General features: G+C 63.9%; 16 protein-coding genes and 1 pseudogene. 6 read left to right on the top strand and 11 right to left on the bottom strand.

The window, feature by feature from the left end; genetic code table 11:
- The first annotated feature begins 41 nt into the window (after positions 1-41).
- Positions 42-1,121, top strand: coding sequence for an OmpA family protein (locus I6F35_RS40510; protein ID WP_346283173.1), 1,080 nt, complete (start codon positions 42-44; stop codon positions 1,119-1,121).
- A gap of 229 nt (positions 1,122-1,350) precedes the next feature.
- Here the strand turns inward: I6F35_RS40510 and I6F35_RS17085 are convergent, their stop codons facing one another.
- From I6F35_RS17085 to I6F35_RS17120, 8 genes are all read right to left on the bottom strand, one after another.
- A complete protein-coding gene (locus I6F35_RS17085) occupies positions 1,351-2,286 on the bottom strand; it encodes a homocysteine S-methyltransferase family protein (RefSeq protein WP_225118847.1) in 936 nt (311 codons plus the stop codon).
- A 158-nt stretch (positions 2,287-2,444) separates the two neighbouring features.
- The gene (locus I6F35_RS17090; RefSeq protein ID WP_225118848.1) at positions 2,445-4,202 is read right to left on the bottom strand and encodes an alkaline phosphatase; all 1,758 of its coding nucleotides are present in this window, start codon (positions 4,200-4,202) and stop codon (positions 2,445-2,447) included.
- Positions 4,203-4,344: 142 nt separating this feature from the next.
- Positions 4,345-5,679, bottom strand: a complete 1,335-nt coding sequence (gene argG / locus I6F35_RS17095; protein WP_225118849.1) for an argininosuccinate synthase — start codon at positions 5,677-5,679, stop codon at positions 4,345-4,347.
- A 104-nt stretch (positions 5,680-5,783) separates the two neighbouring features.
- The gene (locus I6F35_RS17100; RefSeq protein ID WP_225118850.1) at positions 5,784-6,539 is read right to left on the bottom strand and encodes a phosphatase PAP2 family protein; all 756 of its coding nucleotides are present in this window, start codon (positions 6,537-6,539) and stop codon (positions 5,784-5,786) included.
- A gap of 139 nt (positions 6,540-6,678) precedes the next feature.
- Positions 6,679-7,170 (bottom strand): hypothetical protein, encoded by a 492-nt coding sequence (locus I6F35_RS17105; protein WP_225118851.1) that lies wholly within the window; start codon positions 7,168-7,170, stop codon positions 6,679-6,681.
- Between the two features lie 61 nt (positions 7,171-7,231).
- Positions 7,232-8,446, bottom strand: coding sequence for a 23S rRNA (adenine(2503)-C(2))-methyltransferase RlmN (gene rlmN, locus I6F35_RS17110; protein WP_225118852.1), 1,215 nt, complete (start codon positions 8,444-8,446; stop codon positions 7,232-7,234).
- Between the two features lie 65 nt (positions 8,447-8,511).
- Positions 8,512-9,129, bottom strand: coding sequence for an invasion associated locus B family protein (locus I6F35_RS17115; protein ID WP_225118853.1), 618 nt, complete (start codon positions 9,127-9,129; stop codon positions 8,512-8,514).
- A 122-nt stretch (positions 9,130-9,251) separates the two neighbouring features.
- Positions 9,252-10,091 carry an SDR family oxidoreductase gene (locus I6F35_RS17120; protein WP_225118854.1) on the bottom strand — a complete coding sequence of 280 codons (840 nt, stop codon included), beginning with the start codon at positions 10,089-10,091 and terminating at the stop codon, positions 9,252-9,254.
- Positions 10,092-10,180: 89 nt separating this feature from the next.
- Between I6F35_RS17120 and I6F35_RS17125 the strand changes: the two genes are divergently transcribed.
- From I6F35_RS17125 to I6F35_RS17135, 3 genes are all read left to right on the top strand, one after another.
- The gene (locus tag I6F35_RS17125; protein WP_225118855.1) at positions 10,181-11,155 is read left to right on the top strand and encodes an NADPH:quinone oxidoreductase family protein; all 975 of its coding nucleotides are present in this window, start codon (positions 10,181-10,183) and stop codon (positions 11,153-11,155) included.
- A gap of 360 nt (positions 11,156-11,515) precedes the next feature.
- Positions 11,516-12,391, top strand: coding sequence for a hypothetical protein (locus I6F35_RS17130; protein WP_225118856.1), 876 nt, complete (start codon positions 11,516-11,518; stop codon positions 12,389-12,391).
- Positions 12,392-12,409: 18 nt separating this feature from the next.
- Positions 12,410-13,588: a TAXI family TRAP transporter solute-binding subunit gene (locus I6F35_RS17135; RefSeq protein WP_225118857.1), complete on the top strand. Its 1,179-nt coding sequence runs from the start codon at positions 12,410-12,412 to the stop codon at positions 13,586-13,588.
- Here I6F35_RS17135 and I6F35_RS17140 read toward each other — a convergent pair.
- Both I6F35_RS17140 and I6F35_RS17145 read right to left on the bottom strand, forming a co-directional pair.
- On the bottom strand, positions 13,585-13,974 hold the full coding sequence (locus I6F35_RS17140; protein ID WP_225118858.1) for a YkvA family protein: 390 nt from the start codon (positions 13,972-13,974) through the stop codon (positions 13,585-13,587). The two genes, I6F35_RS17135 and I6F35_RS17140, sit on opposite strands and share 4 nt — an antisense overlap.
- An 86-nt stretch (positions 13,975-14,060) precedes the next feature.
- The gene (locus I6F35_RS17145) at positions 14,061-14,354 is read right to left on the bottom strand and encodes a 4a-hydroxytetrahydrobiopterin dehydratase (RefSeq protein ID WP_225118859.1); all 294 of its coding nucleotides are present in this window, start codon (positions 14,352-14,354) and stop codon (positions 14,061-14,063) included.
- A 164-nt stretch (positions 14,355-14,518) separates the two neighbouring features.
- On the opposite strand from I6F35_RS17145, the gene I6F35_RS17150 reads away from it, so the two are divergent.
- The gene (locus I6F35_RS17150) at positions 14,519-15,967 is read left to right on the top strand and encodes a TAXI family TRAP transporter solute-binding subunit (protein WP_225118860.1); all 1,449 of its coding nucleotides are present in this window, start codon (positions 14,519-14,521) and stop codon (positions 15,965-15,967) included.
- Positions 15,968-16,202: 235 nt separating this feature from the next.
- Positions 16,203-17,746 (top strand): annotated as a pseudogene (locus tag I6F35_RS17155) (alkaline phosphatase D family protein).
- Positions 17,747-17,940: 194 nt separating this feature from the next.
- On the opposite strand, the gene I6F35_RS17160 reads toward I6F35_RS17155, so the two are convergent.
- Positions 17,941-18,312 (bottom strand): response regulator, encoded by a 372-nt coding sequence (locus I6F35_RS17160; protein WP_225118861.1) that lies wholly within the window; start codon positions 18,310-18,312, stop codon positions 17,941-17,943.
- Between the last annotated feature and the right edge of the window lie 20 nt (positions 18,313-18,332).

Raw genomic sequence — 18,332 nt, forward strand, 5'->3', positions numbered from 1 at the left:
CCGCCGCGACGCCCAGCGCGGCGCCCGCAGCTCCCACTGCCGTGCCCGGGACGCCCGCTGCCGCACCACCGCCCGGACAGGCGCAGAGTGCGCCACCCACGGTGGCCCCGGCGTTCCGTCGGGCGCCGCAGGTCACCGCGCCATTGCCGCCGCCCCCGGCCGATTTCGGCACCAAGTTTTCCCGCGAAGGCGTGGCGATCGGGCCGCGACGCATCGAGGACTTCCGCGCCGAGCGACGCGAGATCCAGGAGGGCGGCCGCACCGTCATCACCGAGCCGGGCCGGATGATCATCCGCGACCCGAGCGGACAGGCCTATGTCCGCCACAGCGAGATCGATCGCTTTCGCTATGGCGCGCGCGACGTCCAGACCCAGATGGTCGGCGGCGACACCCGCACCGTCGTGGTTCGTCCGGACGGCTCGCAGATCGTCACGGTGGTGGGACGCGACGGCCAATTGCTGCGCCGGATCAGGCGCGACCCGCGCGGCCGCGAGATGGTCATCATCGACAACAGCTATCGCGACCCGGGCGCGGTCGGCGGCTTCTACGTCGACATGCCGCCGCCGGTGGTGCGCATCCCCTACAACCGCTACATCGTCGATGCCGAAGAGGCGTCGCCGGACGTGATCTACGAGACCATGGTGGCGCCGCCGGTCGACCGCATCGAACGTCGCTATTCGCTGGACGAAATCCGCTACAGCCCGAACGTTCGCATGCTGATGCCGAGCATCGACGTCAACACCATCAACTTCGACACGGGATCGTGGGAGATTTCCCAGGATCAAGCGGCGAAGCTGCAGGTGATCGCCGACGGCCTGAACCGCGCGCTCCAGCGCAATCCGCAGGAAGTGTTCCTGATCGAGGGCCACACCGACGCTGTCGGCAACGAGGTGGACAATCTCTCGCTCTCGGACCGCCGCGCCGAATCGACGGCAGAGCTGTTGACCCAGCAGTTCCAGGTCCCCGCGGAAAACCTGACCTCGCAGGGTTACGGCGAGCAGAACCTGAAGGAGCAGACGGACGGACCGAGCCGCATCAACCGGCGCGTCACCATCCGCCGCATCACCCCGCTGCTCAACGGCGGCACCGCCTCACTGCCAGCGGCCGCCGCGCCGCGTTGAGGCGAGCGTTTTCGAACAAATGGCCGGGAGCGATCCCGGCCATTTTTGTTTCGACTACTACGACAAACTCGCCTCAGACTTTTGATGGGTTTCGCTTCGCTCTGCCCATCCTACGAACCCGTCATTGCGAGCGAAGCGAAGCAATCCATCTCGCCGCTTGCGGAGGCATGGATTGCTTCGTTGCTTCGCTCCTCGCAATGACGATTGGGCAAGTGCTCAGTGCATTCAGCTACGTGCACGCCTCGCAGATCGCGGCGACATGACGATGATCAGTGCCGCAGCAGCCGCCCAGAATCCGCATGCCGGGAAATGACCGCCGCAGCTCGACGTAGCGGCGGCCGAGATCGACCGGATCGCCGGCATCGAGCGTCTCGGATTCGTCGAGCTCCTGATGGCTCTTGACCGATGCATTGGCCCTGACGCCATGGATCCGCGTGGCCCATGTTTCGTCCGCCTTCAACGCGCCTTCGAAATGAGTCGGATGGGCGCAGTTGATCAGGAAATATTCCGGGCCATTTTGCGTGGCGCGATCGACGGTCTCGACCGCGTCACGCAACGTTTCACCCATCACCAGGCGGCCATCGGTTTCGACGGTGAAGGCGATCGCGACAGGAATGTTCCGCGCCTTCGCGGCGCGGACGATGCCGACCGCTTCATTGATCCCGGTCAGCGTGAACGCCGTCACCATGTCGGCGCCGGCTTCCGCGAAAGCGGCGATCTGTGGCGCGTGATAGGCCTGCGCCTCTGACGCATCCATGTTGCCGGCCTTGTAACCGTCGCCGCGCGGACCGATCGCGCCGGAGATCACGCAGGGCATGTTCGGCTGCTCCCAGCCGCTCCGCAGCGCGTTCAGAAATTCGATCGAGCGGATGTTGACCGATTTCAGCTTGTCCGCATCGTAGCCGAGCTTGGCGCCCCAATCCGGATTGGCCCGCCAGGTCGGACTGTCGAGCACGAAACCGATGCCCTTCTCGCGCGCGATCGCAAGATAGGACTCGTAATAGCGCTTGAGGTGCTGACGGCCTTCCTCGCTGTCGAGCAGAACGAAAGCGGCAAAGTGCGGCAGATCGAGGCCGTGATGGAAGATCAGCGTCGTTTCCATGCCGCCATCGGTCAGAAAGATGCCGCCCCGCCGCTGCGGCAAATCGTGTCGATATTTGGCCATTTATACCTCCGTGATGAAAAGCGGTCACCGGTAGGTCGGCCAATGCTGGCTTTGGTCGGGCGTTGCTGGTGCCTCATATTGTCGCGACCGATGCGTGATCGAAACGGAGCTGCTGCCCGAGGCTGCGAGGCCGGGAATTGCAGGGCGAGCGGCCCGAGCTATGGTGCCGGTGCCGCAAGCCCCAGCGCATCGACGATGACACGGAAGACCTCCGTGTTGTCCATCGAGCCGTGAACGCGTTCGCTGCCTGGACCGGTGGCGGTCAGGATGACGTCCTCTCCCGAATGCACGCTGGCGCCAATCATCGCCGGCAGATTGCCGGGACGCAGCACAGCGCCCGGAACGTCCTTGTATTTGTCATTGGCCTTGAAGGTGCCCGGCTCATCGCCCTTCGCGGTCGGATCGTTCGGGTTGTCGAGCTTCGGACGGAAGGTCTCGTAATGGTCCGGCAGGCTGGCCGAGAAAATCGCGAGCCGCCGGCTGACATCCACCCGCGACGGGTAGCCTTCGGCATCGGCGGCCGGATAATTCGGGAAGCCCGCTTTGTCATAGACGCCGACGCGTTCGCGGAACGGCACATTGGGCGTCTTGCTCATGTCGTCATTGATGGTGCCGACAAGACTGTTGGGGTGGTTATGGTCGGCCAGCACCAGGATCAGCGTGTCATCGCCGCGAGCCTGTGACCAGTCGCGCGCGAGGCGTACGACATTGTCGAGCATGATCGTGTCGTAGACCGCGCGCTCCATGTCCAGCAGATGCGCGTATTTGTCAATCAAGCCTGATTCCACCATCAGGAAGAAGCCGGCCTCGTTCTTCGAGAGCAGTTTCAACGCGGCTTGGACCTGCTCGGTCAGGTCGGGCTGGTCCGGAAACTTGCCGACGCTGCCGCCTTTGAGGAATTTGCGGTCCAAGGCGCCGTCCATATTGCCTGACGCGAACAGTCCCAGCAGTTTGGCCGTGTCGGGTCTTGCAGACGCTGCATCAAGCTCGGACTTCGTCGTCACCACCTGATAGTTCGCATCGCGAAAGCGGGCGACATAATCGATCTCGTCCTTGCGCTTCCCGGCCGCGGCTTGCGGCAGGAAATTGGCGCTGCCGCCGCCCATCAGGACGTCGGGCCTGGCGGCGAAGAGCTGCTCGACGATCTCGTCATAGGCGGCGCGGCGGCGGGTATGCGCGACCATGGCCGCCGGCGTGGCATCCTCGACTTCGGTATTGGTGACGATCCCGACGCCCAGGCCGAGCCGCCGCTTCGCGAGGCTTGCAATGGTTTCGACCTTCGGATCATCGAATGGGCTTATGGTGCGATCGGCGTAGACGCCCATCGCGTTGACGGCGGCCTTGTGGCCGGTAGCGTAGGCGCTGGCCGCGTTCGCCGAATCAGTGATGATCGAATCGGAGCCCGCGGTTGCGACCATCGCCATATGCGGCATGTCGTCGATCGTAAGCTTGCCGAGGCTTTTGCCTTCCGCAATCCCCTTGGAGAGGATGCGCGCGGCAACCCGATGGGCCGGCGACAATCCGTCGCCGATGAACAGGATCACGTTCTTCGCCTTGCGCGGGCCGGTATCGTAAACCGACCATACGACGCTGCGGCTGCGCGTGCCGTCGCCGACCTCCACCTTGACGCTTCCAGGCTTCGTCAGTGCGACGTCGCGGACGATCAGGGCCGACTGCTCCTTGCCGTCTTCGCGGTCCACGAAGGTGCCGGGCTGACCGAACGCCGCGGAATAGTCCGTGCCATCAACCGTAACTTTCACGTTCGCCGGATCAACGCGATCGCGAAACTCGACCTTGAAGTCGAAATGCGCGCCGGCGAGGATGTCGGCGCGATCGATCGGATAGATCGTCTGGGCGACCGTGGACGATCCGGACAGCAGGACGATGAGAGCGGCACCGGCAAATGGCTTGAGCATGATCTGGTCCCACGATTGTTCATGGCGCGCCGAATGGCTGCAAACACCACGATCGCGCAGGAGACAAGACTAGCCGTACCTGGTGACGCCTCCGTTACAGGTCGAGCCCGAGCGCCAGCTCGTGGCCCGGATAGGCGGACGTTCAGCCCTTGTCGCTATCCAGTCTGAGGATGTTGGAACCTTCCCCAAGCGACAGCATGCCTGTCTCGGCGTAGAGATCGAGCTTGGTTCGGGTATCGGCGATGTCGAGGTTGCGCATCGTCAACTGGCCGATACGGTCCGCCGGCGTGAACGCGGCATCCTCGACCTTCTCCATGCTCAGCCGCTCCGGCTGATAGGTCAGGTTCGGGCTGTCGGTGTTCAGGATCGAATAGTCGTTGCCGCGGCGCAGCTCGAGCGTCACCTCGCCGGTGATTGCGCGGGCCACCCAGCGCGCAGTTTCGCGCAACATCAGGGCCTGGGAATCGAACCACCGCCCCTGGTAGAGCAGCCGGCCGAGCCGCAGGCCGCTGATCCTGTATTGCTCGATGGTGTCCTCGTTGTGGATGCCGGTGATCAGGCGCTCGTAGGCGATGTGCAGCAGCGCCATGCCGGGCGCCTCATAGATGCCGCGGCTCTTGGCCTCGATGATCCGGTTCTCGATCTGGTCGCTCATGCCAAGACCATGTCGCCCGCCGATGGCGTTGGCCTCGAGGAACAAAGCGACGTGATCGGGGAACGTCTGTCCGTTCAGCGTGACCGGCTGGCCTTCCTCGAAGCGCACGGTGACCTGTTCGGACCTGACGACACAGTCGTCGCGCCAGAACGGCACGCCCATGATCGGATTGACGATCTTGATGCCGCTGTTCAGGCTCTCGAGATCCTTGGCCTCGTGGGTTGCGCCGAGGATGTTGCTGTCGGTCGAATACGCCTTCTCGGCGCTCATCTTGTAGGCGAACCCTTGCGCGGTCATGAACGCCGACATCTCCGCGCGGCCGCCGAGCTCGTCGATGAACTGCTGGTCGAGCCAGGGCTTGTAGATCTTCAGGTTCGGATTGGTCAGCAGGCCATAGCGATAGAACCGCTCGATATCGTTGCCCTTGAAGGTGGAGCCATCGCCCCAGATGTTGACGCCGTCCTCCCTCATGGCCGAGACCAGCATGGTGCCAGTCACGGCGCGACCGAGCGGCGTGGTGTTGAAATAGGTGGTGCCGCCGGTCGAGATGTGGAAGGCGCCGGATTGGATGGCGGCAATCCCCTCGTGGACCAATTGCGTCCGGCAATCCACCAGCCGGGCCTTCTCGGCGCCGAACTCCATGGCCTTGCGCGGAATCTCGTTGTAGTCGGCCTCGTCGGGTTGGCCGAGATTGGCCGTATAGGCAAAGACCCGGGCGCCCTTTTGCTTCATCCACAGCAGCGCTGCGCTGGTGTCGAGACCGCCCGAGAAAGCGATGCCGACTTTTTCGCCCTTGGGCAGGCTTTTCAAGATCGTACTCATGGAGCGTCCAATCGGTCGGAAAGTCGTTTGCTGTTAAGTGGCGCGAATATCAAATTTCGCGCCGGTGGGCACGCGTTTAATGGCGGCCGGCCCCGTGAAGCGGCTCACACCGACGGCCTTGGGTCGATTTCGCGCCGACGCCACCGCCGCGCAAAGCGCGTCAGCGCGGCGTCGACCTGCGCATCCGTCAGCCGCGTCGACGGCCAGCGGTAGATCAGGGCATAAGCGAGCCAGATCACCAGGTAGGTGACGATGCCGGCAATCGCGACATCGGTGAAGAAGTGCCCGCCAAAGGCCATCCGCAGCGCGCTGGTGGCGATGCCGAACACCGTCGCCGCCCCAAACGCCAGCGCGCGCCATTGCGGCGGCGCCAGCGCTGCCGGCGCATAGGTCCAGAACGCGGTCGCGCCTTCGCCGGAGAAGAACGAGCAGTTGCGCACGCAGGTGCCACGTGGATCCCACCACGGCACGAAGCCCTTGTCGCCGGCGAACTCGGTCACCACCACCGGCCGCGGCCGGCCCCAATAGGTCTTGAAGGTGAGGTTGGTGAGGATGCCGGCGGCGAGCAGCATGGTCACCAGGAGGAATGTCGCGGCGCGACCGGAGATCAGCATCGGCCGGTCGGGTCGGAACAGTTTGACGACGAATGCGGCGATCGCAGGCAACGCGAAACCCCATGCGATCCACATCGCCGCATCGCGCGCAAACGATGCAACCGCGCTCAGCTTCAGCGGGAAGGTTTTTTGCGCGGCGTCGTAGAACAGCGCGGCGAGTTTCAGGTCGAGCTCGGGAAAGATCCCGAACAACAGCCCGATCACGACCGTAAGCCCCAGCGCGATGAAAAGTCCGGTGCGATTCATGGCGTGCGGTTTAGCCGAGGCGGCACATCATGAAAACCCTTTGCCGTCGTCATTCCGGGGCGATGCGAAGCATCGAACCCGGAATCTCGAGATTCCGGGTTCGGCTCTTTGAGCCGCCCCGGAATGACAGGGACAAGTCTCACGGCTCGGGCCGGGACTGCGACGGGAGCGGCGGAGGCGGCGACAGTTTGCGCGACGGTTCGCGCCAGGCGCCGGCGGTGCGGCCGGCGATCAGCCAATACACGAGACCTGCGACGATGCCGGCACCGGTCATGATCTCGAGATGCCGGTGCACGATGCCCTGGAACTGGAACGTATCGGGGTCGAACGGCACCAGGCCGAGATAGCAGGCGGCGCCGACGATCGCGCCGCCAATCGCATAGGTCAGAGCGCTCCGGACATTGAAGGCTTCCGTGATCAGCACCACGATCAGCGCCGGCAGCAGCGCGAATCCGGAAATGAAGATGAAGCCGAAGCCGAGCACGATGTTGATGGCGTTCTGATCGATCTGGCCGGTGCCGATATCGCTGAACTCGGGATAAAGCACGGCAACGACGATGATCATTCCCGCCACCAGGCAGGACGCGAGGAAAGCGAACAGGATCAGGAAGACGCGGCCGATCAGTGCCATGGCTTCATTCCACCGTCAGACCGCGCCCCCGGCCACGACGAGCTTCAGCGTACCGGCCATTTCAATCTGTCATCGCCATGGCGCGCAGCGCCTGACGCTCGCGGGCGGAGAGTTTTTCGGTCTCCGATTTCAACTGCCCGCACGCGGCGAGGATGTCGCGGCCGCGCGGGGTGCGCACCGGCGATGAATAGCCGGCATTGAAGATATATTCGGAGAATTTCTCGATCTGCTCCCAGTCCGAGCACTCGTAACGCGTGCCCGGCCAGGGATTGAACGGGATCAGATTGATCTTGGCCGGAATGCCCTTGAGCAGCTTCACGAGCAGCTTGGCGTCATCGAGGGAATCGTTGACGCCCTTCAGCATTACATATTCGAACGTGATGCGCCGCGCGTTGGAAGCGCCGGGATAGTCGCGGCAGGCCTGCAACAGTTCAGCGATCGGATACTTGCGATTGAGCGGCACCAGCTCGTTGCGCAATTCGTCGCGCACGGCATGCAGCGAGATCGCGAGCATGACGCCGATCTCCTCGCCGGTGCGGATGATGTTCGGCACCACGCCCGAGGTCGACAGCGTGATGCGGCGGCGGGAGATGCCGATGCCTTCATTATCCGCAACGATCAGCAGCGCATCGCGCACCGCGTCGAAATTATAGAGCGGCTCGCCCATGCCCATCATCACGACGTTGGTGACGAGGCGGCTGCCGTTCTCGCGGTCGGCCCAATCATTCAGGCGATCGCGCGCCACCATCACCTGGCCGACGATCTCGCCGGCGGTCAGATTGCGCACCAGACGCTGCGTGCCGGTGTGGCAGAAGGCGCAATTCAGCGTGCAGCCGACCTGCGAGGAAACGCAGAGCGTGCCGCGATCGGTCTCGGGGATATAGACGCACTCGACCTCATGCGGCTTCTCGAGATCGTTGCCGCTCGGCAGCCGCAACAGCCATTTGCGGGTGCCGTCATTGGAGATCTGCTCGGCGACCACTTCGGGCCGGTCGACGGTGAAATGCTTCTCCAGCTCCCTGCGCATCTCCTTCGAGACATTGGTCATCTCGGCGAAGCTCCTGGCGCCGCGGAAATAGATCCAGTGCCAGAGCTGCTGGGTGCGCATCTTGCGCTGCGCGGCCGAAACGCCGATCTCGCCGAGACGCTCGGCGATCTCCGCACGCGACAACCCGATCAGCGACGGCTTGGCCGGCGGCACATAGGTCTCGAGCGGAACTTTTTCCACGAGCGCCGCGCTCGCGCGATCGCCCTGGCTGGTGAGGATGTCGGTCATGGAACATCAAATAGGCCTTCCAGCAGGCGCTGGAAAGGCAGGAAATGCGCGGATCTCGAGCTGAATTAGCGCCTGCAGTCCTGCGCCAGCCGGTCGAGCGCCTGCGACAGGCCCTTCAGCGAGAACGTGTCGGTCGTTTCCGTGCCTTTGGCCGAGACGCCTTTCACGGTGAGGTCGGCAGCCTTGCGCATGGCTTCGACCATGCGCTCTTCTTCCGCGGCGTTCTTGATCCAGAGCCCGTCGCCCTGGGTGTACATCGCATACGACCCGCCGCCGACTTCGAGCGTCGATTCCGAGCCCTGCTTCAGCGTGTAGCCGATCATGATCGAGACTTCGTTGACGACCTTTTCCGCCGGACGGGTCGAGACGAAGGCGTAGGCCGGATCACGCGGGCGATTTGGCGGATTGGTCTTCGACGACGACGGTTTTGCCAATGCGAAACACACCTTCTTGCCGTTCGGGCTCGCCGTGTAGGCGCCCCAGGTGCCGTACTGCCCGATCAGCGTCGGTTCGGCGCCGCCGGCAGCAGCCGCAGCGGCAGCCTCCTGTTTAGCCGGGGGCGCAGATTTCGCCGCGCCCTTGGTGGCCGCTTTGGGGGAACCGCTCTGCGCCAGGGCAAAGGAGGTCGCCCCGCAAAGCAGGACGCTTGCAACCAGAGATGTCAGTATTTGCCGCACGGACAACTGGTTCCCCTAATATTGTGACTGGAAGATGGCCCAACCGGCATCGGACCCGGCGCGATGCAATAGCCGGAAAAGGCCTTTTTGGGAAGGTAGTTAGAGGAATGCCGCGCGGTTCCGCCGCATCAACCTCTGGCGTGGGAGGCGCGCTGCTGTTCCCACTGCGCGTCGGTCCATTGCAGGAGGTCCTCGGCCCCGGAACTGCGCAAATGCGCGCCGCCGTCCTGCACCACCATCTCGCCATTGATGTAACCGGCCTGATCGGAGATCAGGAAACTCGCGAGGTCGGCGAGTTCGCCGTGCTCGCCCGGACGGCCGAGCGGGTTGCGATGTGCCCAGTCCTCCTTGCGCCCCTCAGGGCGGAGCTGACCGGTTGCGCCCGGCGTCGGGAATGCGCCCGGCGCGATCGCGACGGTGCGGATGCCCTTCGGCCCCCATTCCACCGCAAGGCTCTTGGTCATCGCGAGCACCGCCGACTTCGCCATCGCCGATGGCACGGTGAAGGCGCGCCCGGTGATCGTCGAGGTCGAGAGGATCGAGAGGATGACGCCGTTGTGCCTGCCCTCGATCCAGCGCCTGCCCGCGGCGAGCGTGCAATACATCGTGCCGTGCAGCGTCGGCGCCAGGATCGCGTCCGCGGCACGGAATGACAGATGCTCGGTCTGCGCGATGAACGTCGCCGCCGCGTTGTTGACGAGCACGTCGATCGGCGCCTCGCGCCAGATCGTGTCCATCATCGCATCCACGGCGGCGCCGTCGCGGATGTCGCATGTGATCGTCGCCACCTCGGCGCCGAGTTCGCTGCGCAATCTCGCCGCCGTCTGTTCCAGTAATTCCGTCCTGCGGCCACAGATCACAAGTTCGGCGCCGAGCTCGGCGAAGCGCCGCGCCATCGCCGCACCAAGCCCGGAGCCGCCGCCGGTGACGAGGATGCGCTTCTGTGCCAGCAGGTTCTTTTCAAACATTGTTTGATCCCTCCGCATTGTATTGTCGCCCGGCTTCAAATCCGGCATGAAGCAGACAACCTTTCTGCGTCCGAAAATCAGGTGTGTCCATGAAAGCCATTCTCTGCAGGGAATACTGCCAACCCGACGATCTCGTACTGGCTGACGTACCCGATCCCGTGGCCGGCCCCGGAGAAGCGGTGATCGCGATCAAGGCCGCGGCGCTGAACTTCTTCGACATCCTGATGATCCAGGGCAAATACCAGATCAAGCCGCCGTTCCCGTTCTCGCCGGCGGCGGAAGTCGCCGGCGTGATCGAGAGCGTCGGCGCTGGCGTGACCGATCTCAAGGCCGGCGATCGCGTGGTCGCCTCCTGCGGCCACAACGGCGCGCGGGAGAAGATCGCGCTGCCGGCGAACTCGATCGTGAAGATTCCCGACAATCTCGATTTCGACCGCGCGGCCGGGATCATCATCATTTACGGCACCGCGCTGCACGCGCTGGAAGATCGCGCGAGCCCGAAGCCGGGCGAGACGCTTGCCGTGCTCGGCGCCGCCGGCGGCACGGGACTGGCGGCCTGTGAGCTCGGCAGGTTGATGGGACTGAAGGTGATCGCCTGCGCTTCGTCGGACGAGAAGCTTGAATTCGCCAGGCAGCACGGCGCCGAACTCACGCTCAACTACGCCAAGGAAGATCTGAAGGAAGGCCTGAAGGCGCTGACCGGCGGCAAGGGCGTCGACATCATCTTCGATCCCGTGGGCGGCACCTACGCCGAGGCCGCGCTGCGCGCCATCGCCTGGGAAGGGCGTTTTCTCGTCATCGGCTTTGCCGCTGGCGACATTCCGAAGATGCCGCTCAATCTCGCGCTGCTCAAGGGCTGCGACATCCGCGGCGTGTTCTGGGGTGCATGGACGCGGCTCAATCCCGAGAAGAACCGCAAGAACCTGCAGAAGCTCGTGCAGTGGACCGCGGAAGGAAAGATCTCATCGCATGTCGACCGCACCTTCCCGCTGTCGCAGACGGCGGAAGCATTGAAGGTGCTCGCCGGCCGCAAGGCGATGGGCAAGGTGATCCTGCATCCGTGACGAGATGACACACGTTTTGGTTGTGCCTCGGTTGTGATACCGCGCAGGTGCCGCAATTCACTTTATTGGACGCGACGCACAGTCACCTAAGTGGCTCGGATTCGGTTACCTATGTGAGTCAACTGAGCGAGTCAGTTCCGGCTTCGGAACTTATTCCCAAAATCTCCATTTTTAATTCAGTGAATTGGGCATTTTTGCCGCAATTGAACCAAAATAAGTCCCAATTCGCGCCGCTCAGGGCCGTTTTTTAGGCTCAATCGCAGCGTGTAAGTTCCCGATAGCGGGCAGTGGGAACAACGAAGATTAACAGACAGCCAAAGATGCCCAATCGTTGCGTATTGTGTAACGGGAAGCGTCAAGATGGTGGATATTTCAGCACGCGTCACGCCGAGACAGGCGCATGACGGAGATTTCGACGACCCTGAACTGGCGGAGTATCGCTACCTGCGGTCGCATCGCGCAGATGCCGACGCTGACACGGACGAGCCCGCCCCGCTGTTCCTTTCATACCCTCTCGACGAGGACAGCGGCGCGAAATACCGACGAAGTTCCCTTGAACGGTCCCTTGGCCGCTCCTTGCTCACGAGCGGTCTTCTGATCGCCGCTGCTGCAGCGGCGGCTGTCGTGCTGGTCTCCCTCGATATCACGCGAGACGTCATGGTCACCGCCAAGACGTGGCTGCTCGGCACTTCGCAGGTGCAGGCACGAACAGTCATGGCGGCGCTCCCTCAACCCGCGAGCGAGCCCGCCGCGCCACCGCCGGGCAAGTCGGATCTGCCCTCGCGCGAGCAAATAGCGGCCGCCTATCAGGAGGCGGTCAAGGGCGGTCTAGTTGTGGCGCGATCGGCAGCATCTGCCTCTGTCGCTTCACCTGCACCATCAGCCGCTCTGCCCGCACCGTCCGCCGCACCACAAGCGTCAACGCCCGCCGTGCCGCCATCGCCGCCAGCAAGACGGCTCAATCCCGACGAGCTCAGCGCGCTCATGAAGCGGGCCAACAGCCTGCTTGCGATCGGCGATATCGCATCCGCACGGCTGCTGCTCGAGCGCGCCGCCGATGCGCAGGAGGCCGACGCGGCGCTGCTGCTGGCCCGGACCTACGATCCCCAGGTGCTGGGAACGAAGGATGCGCGCGCGATCACGCCGGATCCGGCGCAGGCGCGGATCTGGTACCGCCGGGCGGCCGAGCTTGGCTCGCAGCATGCCCAGCAGCGTCTCACGCAAATGCAGGACTGAACCGGTTTGGGGGAACACATGCGACGCTTGTTTGGAGTGGCGTTATTCGCCCTGACGATGATTTGCGGCCCGGCAGCACGGGCCGAGGAAACCGAATATGACCCGGCCAAGGTCAGCGACAGCCTGAAGGCCATTTTCCAGTTCGGCTCGGTCGCCACCAAGCAGAGCCTGAACGCCAATACGGTGACGCTGATCACGGGCACGATCGGCGGCACCTACGTCCAGTTCGGCGCCGACCTCGCATCCGTGCTCGACGACGGCAACAAGTTGCGCGTACTGCCGATCGTCGGGCGCGGCTCGGTGCAGAGCGTCGCCGACATCCTGTTCCTGCAGGGCGTCGATCTCGGCATCGTTCGCGCCGACACGCTCGACTATCTCGAAAGGAAGGGCTTCGCGAAGGATATCAAGAGGCAGTTCACGTATGTGACCAAGCTCTACAATGAGGAGATGCATGTCGTCGCGCCGAAGACGATCAAGAGCCTGAAGGATCTCGAAGGCCGCATCATCAGCGTCGACCTGCCCAATGGCGGCACCTTCGTGACCGCGCTGACGGTGTTCGAGCGGCTCGGAATGAAGGCGAAGTTCGTCTACATCGAGCAGCGCATCGCGATGGAAAAATTGAAGGCCGGTGAAATCGACGCCGTGATCGTGACCGGAGGCAAGCCCTACAAGTCGGTCAGCACATTCACCAATGACGGCCGCTTCCACCTCGTCACCGTCGACTATGCCAAGCCGCTGCAGAACGACTATCTGCCGGCGACCCTCACTGCGAAGGACTATCCGAACCTGATTTCGGATCAGGAGCGGGTCGACACCATCGCCGTTCCCGCCGTCCTCGCGGCCTATAATTGGGCGCCGAACACGGAACGCTCGCGCAAGCTTTCGCTGTTCGTGGATGCCTTCTTCACGAAATTCCCGACCTTCCAGAAACCGCCGTTCCATCCGAAGTGGAAGGAGGTCTCGCTGGCCGCGCCACTGCCCGACTGGAACCGGCTGCCCGCGGCCAAGCAATGGCTGGAGAAGCACAGCGTGGAGGCCGTGACACGCAGCCGCTTCGACGAATTCCTGAAGCAATCGCCAGCCGCAGCCAAGCTGCAGACGGACGCCGAGAAGGAAGCGCTGTTCAAGCAGTTCCAGGCATGGGAAGCGGAGAACAGCGCCCGCGCGCAACTGCGCCCGGCGGCCGACAAGCGTTAGCTCTGCGGCTCCTCGACCGTCTCGACGCCGCGCTTCAGCGCGGCGCGGGCTGCTTCGCGGTGCTCCGGCGTGATGTGGCTTGCGACCATGCGGATCGCGGTCGCCAGGATCGCGGCATCATCGGTGAAGCCCAGAATCGGCATCACGTCCGGCATGAAGTCGAAGGGCAGGACGAAATAGGCGATGGCGCCAAGGAGCGAGGCCTGCACATGGCGCGGCGTCTCCTTGTCGAACGCGCAATAATAGGCCGCCAGCAGGTCCTCGGCGAAAGGCAGTTTCGCCATCACCCGCTTCAGCTTGATCCAGAAACGCCGTCGCACGCTTTCACGGTCCTGCGCCAGCCGATCGGCCGGCTCGAAACCGACAGTGTGTTCGGATGATGCCATCGCAAGACGCTCCCTCAGACCGCGGCCGCCAAGCGGACCTGCGATCCCTCACGCAAAAGTTAGGGAGTGATCCCACGCGCGCAAGATCATGCTGCGGCGATCGCCTCCATCGCTTTGGCCAATTCGATGTCGCGCGCCGTGACCCCGCCGGCGTCGTGGGTGGCAAGCACCACCTCGACCGTCTTGTAGACGTTCTTCCATTCCGGGTGATGGTCGCGCTTCTCCGCGACCAGCGCGACACGCGTCATGAAGCCGAAGGCCTCGTTGAAATCCCTGAACGTGAAGGTCTTGGCGATCGCCTCGCGGCCCGGCACCTCCGACCAGCCGGATAGTTCCTTCAGCGCCGATTTCCGTGCCTCCGCCGACAACCGCTCCGCCATGGCAAATCTCCATCTCGCTTGGCCCCCACGCTAACACGGCCGGCCGCCAACGGGATCCAGGCGCGCAATCGGGGCGGAAAGCGCGTCCTATCGCCGCTGCTAACCATGACGGGATTGTAACCTCGTAGCTGCCGGGATTTTGTTACAATCGGGGCGTCGGCAGGATGAATCAGGAAATCAAAGGGCTGTTTGCGCGACCGATGACCGAGCCCGACTTCGTCGCCGCTCCAGCTTCGCCCCCGCCGCGTTCGGCGCGACGACGGCTGAGCTTCGTGATGATCGCCGGCGTGCTTGCCATCGTCGGCGCTCTCGCTGCCGGCTATTACTTCGCCATGCGGCCGGTGAACCTCAGGATCGCGGTCGGTCCAGCCAATAGCGATGATCTCAAGATGGTCCAGGCGCTGGCCCAGGCCTTCAACCAGGGCAACAGCCAGATCCGGCTGCGTCTGACGCAGACCGACGGCGCGGTCGCCAGTGCCGAGGCGTTGGCCGACGGCAAGGCCGATCTCGCCATCATCCGCGGCGATCTGGATGTCCCCAAGAATGCGCAGGCGGTGGCGACGCTGCGCAAGAACGTCGTGGTCATCTGGGTGCCGCCACAGGGCAAAGCCCGGGGCGGGAAGGCCGCGCCGAAGATCACCAAGATCGCGCAGCTTGCCGGCCACCGCGTCGGTGTCATCGGCCGCACGCCTGCCAACGTCAACCTCTTGAAGGTGGTCCTGCAGCAATATGGCGTCGACCCCGCCAAGGTGGAGGTCATCCAGTTTCCCGCCAATGAGACGGCCGAGGCGATCAAGAAGGAGAAGGCGGACGCCTATCTCGCCGCCGGCCCGGTCAATAGCAAGATCACGACTGATGCGATCGCCGCCTCGAATCGCGATGGCGGCACGCCGACCTTCCTCGCCATCGACGCGGCCGAAGCGATCGCACAGAACCATCCCGCCTATGAGGCCTCGGAAATCCCCGCCGGCTCGCTCGGCGGCGCCGACCGGCCCGAGGACGAGGTCAAGACCATCAGCTTCTCGCACCATATCGTGGCGCGCAGGGGCATTTCCGAATCCACCATCGCCCTCTTCACCCGGCAGCTCTTCTCGATCCGGCAGTCGCTGAAGAACGATTTCCCGCCGGCTGCCAGGATCGAGACGCCGGACACTGACAAGGACGCCACGATTCCCGTGCATCCCGGCGCCGCGGCTTTCGTCGATGGCGACGAGAAGACCTTCCTCGATCGCTACAGCGATTACATCTGGTGGGGGCTGATGCTGGCGTCCGCCATGGGTTCGGCCGGCGCCTGGTTTGCCGGTTACCTGAAGAAGGACGAACGCAGCATCAACACGTCGCAGCGCGACCGGCTGCTCGACATGCTCGCCGCCGCGCGCCACAGCGATTCCATGGAAGAGCTCGACCAGATGCAGGCGGAAGCCGACAACATCCTGCGCGATGCGCTGACATGTTTCGAGCATGGCGGAATCGAGCAGGGGACGCTGACCGCCTTCAACATCGCGCTCGAGCAATTCCACAACGCGGTCACCGACCGCAAGCTGCTGTTGATCAGCATGCCGCAAAACCTGCAGCGCGCCTCCGCGCAATTCCGCGCGGCTGGGACCGCGTAGTGAGCTTGCTTCCCGCTTGCGGAATACGCGACGCTTCCCGTCATTCCGGGATGCGCCGAAGGCGCAGGCCCGGAATCCATCGGGCCGCAAACGACATGGATGAATGGATTCCGGGTTCATCGCTCCGCGATGCCCCGGAATGACAGGCGAGGCCGTAATCGCTTCGTCATAGAATCCTTCTAGGTCTGTTGCGACATTTCGGCGCATCCCGGCGCCGGACCGACGGAGGCTCGCAATGACGTTCAGGATTTCCCGCCGAAAATTCCTCTCTTCAGCCGCGGCAGGCGCCGGCGTCATCGCCATGCCCTATCTTTCCCGCGCCGCCGACCGGCCGGCGGTCAGCCATGGCGTGCAGTCGGGCGATGTCGGCCTCGACGGCGGCGTGGTCTGGGCGCGCGCCGACCGGCCATCGCAGATGCTGGTCGAGGTCGCGACCACCGAATCGTTCAAGGACGCGCGCGCGCTGCCGCCGATCGCGGCGCTGCCGGAAAGCGATTTCACCGCCAAGATGCTTTTGGAGAACCTGCCCTCGGGCCAGGACATCTTCTACCGCGTCCGCTTCCGCGACCTCGCCCATGTCAACGTGATCGGCGAGCCCGTGGTCGGCCGCTTCCGCACCGCGCCCGCCGACCGGCGCGATGTCAGCTTCGTCTGGGGCGGCGACGTCGCCGGCCAGGGCTGGGGCATCAATCCCGACGATGGCGGCATGTTCACCTTCGCCACCATGCGCAAGTACAAGCCGGATTTCCTGCTGCACTCCGGCGACACCATCTATGCCGACGGCGTGATTCCGTCCGAGGTGAAGCTCGCCGACGGCAAGCTGTGGAAGAACCTCACCATCCCCGAAAAGGCCAAGGTCGCCGAGACGCTCGACGAATACCGCGCCGCGCACAAGTACAATCTGCTCGATGAGCATGTGCGCGGCTTCAATGCGGAGGTGCCGATCTTCGTGCAGTGGGACGACCACGAGGTCACCAACAACTGGTCGCTGTCGAAACAGCTTCCCGCCGCCTACAAGGAGCGCGACATCAACGTGCTCGCCGCGCGCGCGGCGCGCGCCTTCCATGAGATGTATCCGATGCGCGAAAGCATTGTCGAGCCCGGGCGCGTCTATCGCACGCTCAGCTACGGACCGCATCTGGACGTGTTCATGCTGGACGAACGCAGCTATCGCGGACCCAACGGGGCGAACCAGCAGACCAGCTACGGCCCCGACGCCTATTTCATCGGCCCCGACCAGCTCGCCTGGCTGAAGCGCGAATTGCTCAACTCGCGCGCCACCTGGAAAGTGATCGCTTCCGACATGCCGCTCAGCCTCATCGTCTATGACGATGCGACCAACAGCAAGGGCTCCGAGGCCATCGCGCAGGGCGACGGCCCGCCGCGCGGCCGCGAGCTCGAGATCGCCGATATTCTGCGCTTCATCAAGACTGCCGGTATCGTCAACACCGTTTGGCTGACGGCGGACGTGCACTACCCGCGCATTACTACAATCCGAACAAGGCGCAGTTCCAGGAATTCGACCCGTTCTGGGAATTCGTCTCCGGCCCGCTGCATGCCGGCACCTTCGGCCCCAACGAGCTCGACAACACCTTCGGACCCGAGGTGAAGTTCATCAAGGCACCCGGCGCCGACAAGCAGAACCTGCCGCCATCGGCGGGCATGCAGTTCTTCGGCCACGTCAAGATCGATGGTACGACCGGGCAGATGACGGTGACCTTGCGCGACCGCGCCGACGTCGCGCTGTGGTCGACCACGCTCGATCCGAAGCCGGTGTAAGAAAGAATCCGTAGCCCGGATGGAGCGAAAGCGGAATCCGGGCTTGCTGCGACGGGAGACCTCATGGCGAGGAGCGCGTCTTCGCGCGTCTCGAACCATGAGGCCCGCGGCCCATCCCTCGAGACGCTGCTTCGCGGCTCCTCAGGATGAGGGAAGAGTTCGCGGTTCAGATCAGCGCAACGCAACCCGCGCGACTACACCCGCTTTCGCAGCGCCGCTTCCAGCGCTTCGCTTGAGCACGGCTTGATCAGGCGCGGTTTGTCGGCCAGCGCGGCGGGGAGCTGGACATCGGCGCCATAGCCGGTGACGAAGACATAGGGGATTCGCAGCGCATCGAGTCTTTCGGCGAGCGCAAAGGTGTTTTCGCGAGCCAGCACGACGTCCAGCAGCGCGAAATCGGGCTGGCGATGGGCGATGAACTGAAGCGCTCTCGCCACGCTGGTCGCTGTTCGCACCGTCTTCACCCCGAAGCCGAGGATCGTGTCCTCGAAATCGATCGCGATGATCGGGTCATCCTCGACGATCAACACGTCGGAGGGTATGCCGTCGAGGAGGGCGGGTTCCATATACGTGCCACGTCCTGTCT

The organism is Bradyrhizobium sp. BRP22 (assembly GCF_020194175.1).
GTDB lineage: Bacteria > Pseudomonadota > Alphaproteobacteria > Rhizobiales > Xanthobacteraceae > Bradyrhizobium.

What these genes read in the sequence shown, in the direction of transcription:
- I6F35_RS17085 (WP_225118847.1), bottom strand. Translation starts at nt 2,286, where the DNA reads ATGGCCAAATATCGACACGATTTGCCGCAGCGGCGGGGCGGCATCTTT.
- I6F35_RS17090 (WP_225118848.1), bottom strand. Translation starts at nt 4,202, where the DNA reads ATGCTCAAGCCATTTGCCGGTGCCGCTCTCATCGTCCTGCTGTCCGGA.
- argG (WP_225118849.1), bottom strand. Translation starts at nt 5,679, where the DNA reads ATGAGTACGATCTTGAAAAGCCTGCCCAAGGGCGAAAAAGTCGGCATC.
- I6F35_RS17100 (WP_225118850.1), bottom strand. Translation starts at nt 6,539, where the DNA reads ATGAATCGCACCGGACTTTTCATCGCGCTGGGGCTTACGGTCGTGATC.
- I6F35_RS17105 (WP_225118851.1), bottom strand. Translation starts at nt 7,170, where the DNA reads ATGGCACTGATCGGCCGCGTCTTCCTGATCCTGTTCGCTTTCCTCGCG.
- rlmN (WP_225118852.1), bottom strand. Translation starts at nt 8,446, where the DNA reads ATGACCGACATCCTCACCAGCCAGGGCGATCGCGCGAGCGCGGCGCTC.
- I6F35_RS17120 (WP_225118854.1), bottom strand. Translation starts at nt 10,091, where the DNA reads ATGTTTGAAAAGAACCTGCTGGCACAGAAGCGCATCCTCGTCACCGGC.
- I6F35_RS17125 (WP_225118855.1), top strand. Translation starts at nt 10,181, where the DNA reads ATGAAAGCCATTCTCTGCAGGGAATACTGCCAACCCGACGATCTCGTA.
- I6F35_RS17130 (WP_225118856.1), top strand. Translation starts at nt 11,516, where the DNA reads ATGGTGGATATTTCAGCACGCGTCACGCCGAGACAGGCGCATGACGGA.
- I6F35_RS17135 (WP_225118857.1), top strand. Translation starts at nt 12,410, where the DNA reads ATGCGACGCTTGTTTGGAGTGGCGTTATTCGCCCTGACGATGATTTGC.
- I6F35_RS17140 (WP_225118858.1), bottom strand. Translation starts at nt 13,974, where the DNA reads ATGGCATCATCCGAACACACTGTCGGTTTCGAGCCGGCCGATCGGCTG.
- I6F35_RS17145 (WP_225118859.1), bottom strand. Translation starts at nt 14,354, where the DNA reads ATGGCGGAGCGGTTGTCGGCGGAGGCACGGAAATCGGCGCTGAAGGAA.
- I6F35_RS17150 (WP_225118860.1), top strand. Translation starts at nt 14,519, where the DNA reads ATGAATCAGGAAATCAAAGGGCTGTTTGCGCGACCGATGACCGAGCCC.
- I6F35_RS17160 (WP_225118861.1), bottom strand. Translation starts at nt 18,312, where the DNA reads ATGGAACCCGCCCTCCTCGACGGCATACCCTCCGACGTGTTGATCGTC.